The organism is Arenimonas donghaensis DSM 18148 = HO3-R19 (assembly GCF_000743535.1).
In the GTDB taxonomy this organism is placed as follows: domain Bacteria; phylum Pseudomonadota; class Gammaproteobacteria; order Xanthomonadales; family Xanthomonadaceae; genus Arenimonas; species Arenimonas donghaensis.
Genome location: NZ_AVCJ01000007.1, coordinates 76635 through 82859 on the forward strand (window position 1 = coordinate 76635; position 6225 = coordinate 82859).

The 6225-nt window shown below is 66.0% G+C and carries 5 protein-coding genes; 1 reads left to right on the top strand and 4 read right to left on the bottom strand.

Annotation, left to right across the window (positions count from 1 at the left end):
- Window positions 1-3: 3 nt before the first annotated feature.
- Entirely contained in the window at window positions 4-1104 is a 1101-nt protein-coding gene (locus N788_RS05350) for a ferredoxin reductase (protein ID WP_051924390.1), read from the bottom strand.
- 92 nt (window positions 1105-1196) lie between these two features.
- Between N788_RS05350 and fabR the strand changes: the two genes are divergently transcribed.
- Window positions 1197-1835 carry an HTH-type transcriptional repressor FabR gene (gene fabR / locus N788_RS05355; protein ID WP_034222018.1) on the top strand — a complete coding sequence of 213 codons (639 nt, stop codon included), beginning with the start codon at window positions 1197-1199 and terminating at the stop codon, window positions 1833-1835.
- A gap of 43 nt (window positions 1836-1878) precedes the next feature.
- Here fabR and N788_RS05360 read toward each other — a convergent pair whose 3' ends face one another.
- The 3 genes from N788_RS05360 to N788_RS05370 form a co-directional block, all read right to left on the bottom strand.
- Window positions 1879-2403, bottom strand: coding sequence for a P-loop NTPase family protein (locus tag N788_RS05360; RefSeq protein WP_034222021.1), 525 nt, complete (start codon window positions 2401-2403; stop codon window positions 1879-1881).
- Window positions 2404-2596: 193 nt separating this feature from the next.
- Window positions 2597-5017 carry a PAS domain S-box protein gene (locus N788_RS05365; protein WP_211250683.1) on the bottom strand — a complete coding sequence of 807 codons (2421 nt, stop codon included), beginning with the start codon at window positions 5015-5017 and terminating at the stop codon, window positions 2597-2599.
- Between the two features lie 180 nt (window positions 5018-5197).
- A complete protein-coding gene (locus tag N788_RS05370; RefSeq protein ID WP_034222025.1) occupies window positions 5198-5980 on the bottom strand; it encodes a TSCPD domain-containing protein in 783 nt (260 codons plus the stop codon).
- Window positions 5981-6225 lie beyond the last annotated feature (245 nt).

The window sequence follows — 6225 nt, forward strand, 5'->3', positions numbered from 1 at the left end:
GGATCACAGGTCCAGGACAAGATCGCTGCGGGCACTGGAAACACACAGGCGCAGGGCGGAAACGGGCTCGTGCTCGACGTCGCCAGTCAGCAGGTGGCGGGTGCTGCCGGCGGACTTGGCGCAGGCGCAGGTATTGCACAGGCCGCGGCGGCAGCCCGACGCGGGTGACAGACCGGCGGCTTCCAGGGCATCGAGCAGCGATTGGCCACGCGGGACCTGCAGGGTCTGGCCACTGCGGGTGAGCGTCAGGGCCACGCTGCCGCTGTCGCGGGTGTCGGCGACCGGCGGCGAAAAGGACTCGGCGGCGAAGCTGGCGGCCGTGCCGGCGAGCAGTTCGCGCGCCGTGGCCACGAAGCCGTCCGGGCCGCAGGCCAGCACATGCGCCGGCGTCCCGCGCCAGGTCGCCAGCTGGTCGGCGTTGAGCCGTCCGGTCGACTCGTCGTCCGCCTCGGCGCTGTCGCGGGTGAGCACAAAGCGCACGTCGAGCGAGACATGCCGCGCGGCGATGGCGCGCAGCGCATCGACGAAGCAGCGTTGTTCACGGCGGCGGGTGAAATACAGCAGCGTGGTCGGTCCCGGATCGGCCTGCGCGGCGAGGTCGGCGAACAGCGCCATCATCGGCGTGATGCCGCTGCCGGCGGCCAGCAGCAGTCGCGGCAGGCCATCGCCGGGGGGCAGCGCCAGGTCGCCGAAGGCTTCGCCCAGGCCCAGCACGTCGCCGGCCTTGGCGCGATCACAGAGGTGGGCGCTGACCCTGCCGCCCTCGATCTTCTTCACGGTGATCCGGAAGCAGCCGTCTTTTCCCGGCGCGGCCTGGGGGCTGTAGCTGCGGACCAGGCGGCGCCCGTCGACCTCGACCCCGATGTTCAGGTGCTGCCCGGGCGCGAAACCGCGGAAATGGCGGTTGGGCTTGATCAGCAGGCTGACCGCGTCCGCGGCGGCCGGCTCGCGGGCCAGGATCCGGCCCAGCGGGCGGTTCCAGGTCCAGGTCGGGGCAACCCGGGCGGCCCAGAAGTCGAACAGGGCCGGGGAAACCAGGGGCGCACGGCGCCGGCGCCCAGGGGGCGGGAGAACGGGCGGGACGGCGGTCGGGTCGGGGCGCATGGCCGGGAGTATACAGGTCCGCATACGCGTGTCTATACAGTTGTATATGCAGAGACGCTTATGATGGCGCCCTACCCCGACCCGGCCTGCCCGTGACGCCCCATTCCTCCGACGCCGCCGCCGACCTGCACCCCAGCCGCCGCACGGCGATCACCCAGGCCGACCTGCTCGAGGCGGCGCTGCGCCTGATCGGCCCGCATCGCAGCGTATCCAGCCTGGGCCTGCGCGAAGTCGCCCGCGAGGCGGGCATCGCGCCGAACAGTTTCTACCGCCAGTTCCGCGACATGGACGAACTGGCCGTGGCCCTGATCGACGTCGCCGGCCAGTCCTTGCGCAAGATCGTCGGCGCCGCCCGCCATCGCGCCGAAGCCGAACGCGGCATCGTGCGCGGCTCGGTCGAAGCCTTCATCGAGCAGGTACGCGCCGACGACAAGCTGCTGCACGTGCTGCTGCGCGAAGGCACCGTCGGCTCCGACGCCTTCAAGCGCGCAGTCGATCGCGAGCTGAGTTTCTTCGAAGAGGAATTGCAGGCCGACCTGATCCGCTTCGGCGAACTGCGCAATCAGCCACTGGCCGAACCCGCGCTTGCCGCCCGCGCCATCACCCGCCTGGCCTTTGCCATGGGCGCCACCGCCCTGGACCTGCCGCCCGAGCGCGACGCCGAACTCATCGACCAGCTCACGACGATGGTGCGCATGATCCTGGTGGGCGCACGGAGCCTGACGAAATAGGGATCGAACCGGCGAGCTATGGTGGCCCGGGCGGGAGCCCGGGTCATTGCTTGAGGTGATCCGCCATGTCCCTCAACGCCTTCAAGCTTCGCGACACGCCGCTATTGAGGTCGTCCGCAAAACCGCGAAGCCCGGCCGGCAACTCGGGCCCAGCCACCAGCGTGGCGCTCATCGCCACGCAATTGATTGCATTGCGCAACTCGTGCAAAGACGCGTCCACACCTTCATGGGCCGATTTCCCAGGGTCCGGCCACAACAACCGAAAGCTCGCCCGGGCTATCGACGCCGCAAGCTTCAGGTCGGCCGATCCCCGCGGTATCACCTGTGACGTGCAAAGCAGAAGGCCAAACGTCGCCTCATCCCGCGAGCCCACTTCGACCAGCCAACCGACGCCGGCCCCGGCGTCCTGGGACGGATACGCCCCGACAACGTCTTGCTCGGGAAGCGCCTCCTCGCACCATTCGATCGGCGCCCGCGTCTGCGTTGATTGAACCAACGTGAGCGATTCGGGATGCAAGGGCGCGAGCAGCCGCCAGACACCCTCCAGCCATTGATCGAGCGCGGCCACCCCCGGCCTGGAGCCTGCGGCGGAAGACATTGTTGGCTGTGGACCGAAGTCATTCATACCGAGGCATCCCCTCAAGGCCCAACCCGACGGCGAGTATCCGGCTTTCGTCGGCCCCGTCGTGCGAAGTATGCACGGGCAGGGCTTTCATGGGCGAGCCGCCCCTGGGCGGCCAGCGCTGGTCCCGCGGGGCCTTCTAGGGGTCGCAAGCGGCGAGCAGGCATTGCTTGACCATCGTCTGGTCATAGGGCTTCTGCAATACCTGGACGCTGTCGTCAAACGCATGCTCGGCGATCAGGGCGTCACGATCCGCTCCGGAGGCGATGATGATCCGCAGCGCCGGACGCTCGCGTCGCAAGGTATTCACCAGCTCGATGGCTGAGCCGTCGGGAAGCGTGAGGTCGGCGATCAGCATGTCCGGCGACTCCGCCGTCAGGATGGCCGCCGCTTCCGCAAGCGACCCCGCTTCCAGGACCCTCCCAACCCAATCCTTCGCCATCTGCGCCAGCGCCTTCCGGATGATGGCTTCGTCTTCAAGGATGAGTAGCGTGACGTGCTGCAGGGATGCCTGCCCGGAGACGGCCCCTTGACCTGGCTTCTGTGCACCGTCCACGGCGCTATCGAGCAGGCGCCGCACCTTGTCGGCCAGCTGTTCGCGGGAATAGGGCTTGGACAGCAACTCGACGTCGTGGTCGAGCCGACCGGAATGAACGATCGCGTTTTCGGTATAGCCCGAAGTGAAAAGCACGTTGAGGCCGGGCTGCTTTTCCCTGGCCAGACGCGCAAGCTCCACGCTGCGAAGCTTGCCCGGCATCACCACGTCGGTGAACAGGAGATCGACCGCAACGCCGCTGTTGATGACGGCCATCGCGTCCTCGGCGTTGCCGGCCTCCAGAACCTTGTATCCAAGTTCGCCGAGCATTTCGACGGCCGTGGACCTGACCGTCTGCTCGTCCTCGACAACGAGGATCGTCTCCGTTCCTCCGAGCGTCGCCAATGCCCGGGGCACGGGCGCCGCCTCCTCCGCGCGCGTCCGGGGCAGGTAGAGGCGGACCGTCGTACCCTGGCCTTCTTCGCTATAGAGCTTGACGTGACCGCCCGTTTGTTTGACGAAGCCATAGACCATGCTCAAGCCCAGCCCCGTGCCCTGGCCGGGGGCCTTGGTGGTGAAGAACGGGTCGAAGACCTTCTTCTGGAGGTCCGGGCTCATTCCCCTGCCGGTGTCGGTCACGGCAAGCATCACGTACTGACCGGCGCGCACGTCCTCGTTGTCCGCCGCGTAGCGATCATCGACGAAGGCGTTGCCGGCTTCGATGGTCAGCTTGCCTTCGCCATCCATCGCGTCGCGGCCGTTGATGGCGAGGTTGAGGATGGCGTTTTCAACCTGCACGGGATCGACCAGGCAGTTCCACAGTCCGGCCCCCACCACCGTTTCGATCTCGATGCGCTCGCCGAGCGAACGGGTCAGCATGTCGCTCATGCCGCGCACCAGCCTGCCGATATGGGTCGGCTTGGGCTGCAAGGGCTGTTGCCTGCCAAAGGCCAGGAGCTGGGACGCGAGTTTTGCTCCGCGCTCGACCCCTTCCAGCGCATGGTTCAAGCAGGTCTGCGCACGCTCGTCCGTGCCGATATCGCGCTTGAGCAACTCGAGGTTGCCGCCGATGACTTGAAGCAGATTGTTGAAGTCATGCGCGATTCCGCCGGTCAGCTGACCCACCGCTTCCATTTTCTGGGATTGCAGCAGTTGGCTCTCGATCTGTCGGCGTTCTTCGAGTGCTTGTTCGACCCTGGCCTGCAGCGCTTCGTTGAACGCGTTCAGGGCTCCCCTGGCCTTGAGCTCCTCGGAGATCTCCCGGGCCTCGATGACGGTCCCGACGATCTTCCCGGTCTCGTCGCGCATCGGTGAGGCGGTGAATCCCACCGGATAAAAGCTCCCGTCCTTGTGGACGAACACCTCTTCGCCCTGGGTCTGGTAGTTATCGGGAAAGGCGCGATCGATTTCGCACTCACTCAGTGGAAAAGGACGGCCATCGGGATAGGTGTGATGGATGACGTCATGCAGCGGCCGACCCTGGGTTTCCGCCAGGGTGTAGCCCGTCATCTGTTCAGCGGCCTTGTTCATGAACACGCAATGCTGGCGATCGTCCATCAGGAAGACCGACATGGTCGTGTTGTTCAGGATCGCGTCAAGGCGGGCCGTGACGCGCTTGAGGTCGCGTTCGGTTTGCTTCTGCTCGGTGACGTCACGGATCGCCGCAAAGAACAGGGGCTCTTCGTCGGTCCGGACCAGCTGCAGCTGGACGGAAACATCATAAAGCGACCCGTCTTTCCGACGATGCACCGTCTCAAAGGACAGCACCTCGCGCCTGCCCTCGAGAAGGGGCGCGACAAGGCCAAGGAAGGTCTCGCGCTTGAAACTGGGCTTGAGATCCCACGGCGTGAGCTGCTCCAGCTCTTCCAGGGAATAGCCCAGGTTCTCCCGCGCACCCCGGTTGACGAGGACGAACCTGAAATCGGTCGACGAGAAGAGATAGGTTTCCGCAGAGGAATCTTCGACGATCTGCCCGAGACGCTCGCTGGTCATCTGGGAGGCGGGGCGTTGGGCCTTGCCGTTCAATTCAATTCCCCACTTCGGTCGGCTCACCGAGCCGGTTGACCATGGCGGGGGTGGCGCCGCTGCCCGGCATCCTCAGAGACGGGCAGCGTCAGCTATCGACCCCGATAGCTTCCCCGCGCCGATCGTAGCAACGGGCACGACAGACCGGCAATGACCCCCTTCGCCCCCGGGGTCAGTCGCTCAACCGCACTTGCTGTAGCCGCAATTGAGGCAAGTGGCGCAGCCATCCATCAGCACGGTGGCCTTGGTGTTGCACTTGTTGCACATGGTCGCGCTCGGCGGGAAGGAAGTGCCCTCGCCGGTGACCTGCACCGCCTCGTCGGCGCCCTTGGCGCCTTCGGTGCGGGCACCGGCGGGGGCGGCAGCTTCACCGGACTTCTTCTTGGCGCGGGCCTCGTAGGCGGCGCGCTTTTCCGCGATCAGGCGCTTCTGCTCCTCGCCCAGCTCCGGGTCGAGGATCATGCCGATCGACTTGAGGTGCTCTTCGACCACCGAGCCGATCTCGGCGACGATCGAGGGCATGTACACGCCGCCGGCCTTGAAATAGCCGCCGCGCGGGTCGAACACCGCCTTCATTTCGTCCACCAGGAAGGTGACGTCGCCACCCTTGCGGAAGACGGCGCTCATGATGCGGGTCAGCGCCACGATCCACTGGAAGTGGTCCATGTTCTTGGAGTTGATGAACACTTCGAACGGCCGGCGCAGTTCGTGTTCGGTGCCCTGGTTGAGCACGATGTCGTTGATGGTCACGTACATCGCGTGCTCGACCAGCGGCGACTTGATCTTGTAGGTGGAACCGATCAGCACCTCGGGGCGCTCGACCTTCTCGTGCATCTGCACGATGTTCGATTCCGGCTCCGGCGCGGCCACGGGGGCGATCACCGGCGCAGCGCTGGCCTTGGCCTTGTCTTCCGGCTTCTGGACGCTGTAGCCCTTGATTTTCTTGCTGATCTTGATGGCCATCTGAATTTCTTTCCGCTTATGCACAACGTTGGATTCTTTGCCCGGAGCCCCCCGCCGCTCGGCGGCGGGGGGACGGGGTACGACAATCGGGACAGCCGCTAGGCTTTAGCGCTTCCTGGCAACCTTTCGGGCCGTCTTCTTGCGGGCCGCCTTTTTCGCGGCGACCTTCCTCTTGGCAGTGGTCTTCCTGGCCGCTGCCTTCTTCTTCACGGCAACCTTCTTGCCGGCGACCTTGCGCTTGGCCG

Excerpts from the sequence above, each read along its gene's own strand:
- N788_RS05370 (WP_034222025.1), bottom strand. The coding sequence starts at position 5,980 with ATGGCCATCAAGATCAGCAAGAAAATCAAGGGCTACAGCGTCCAGAAG.
- N788_RS05350 (WP_051924390.1), bottom strand. The coding sequence starts at position 1,104 with ATGCGCCCCGACCCGACCGCCGTCCCGCCCGTTCTCCCGCCCCCTGGG.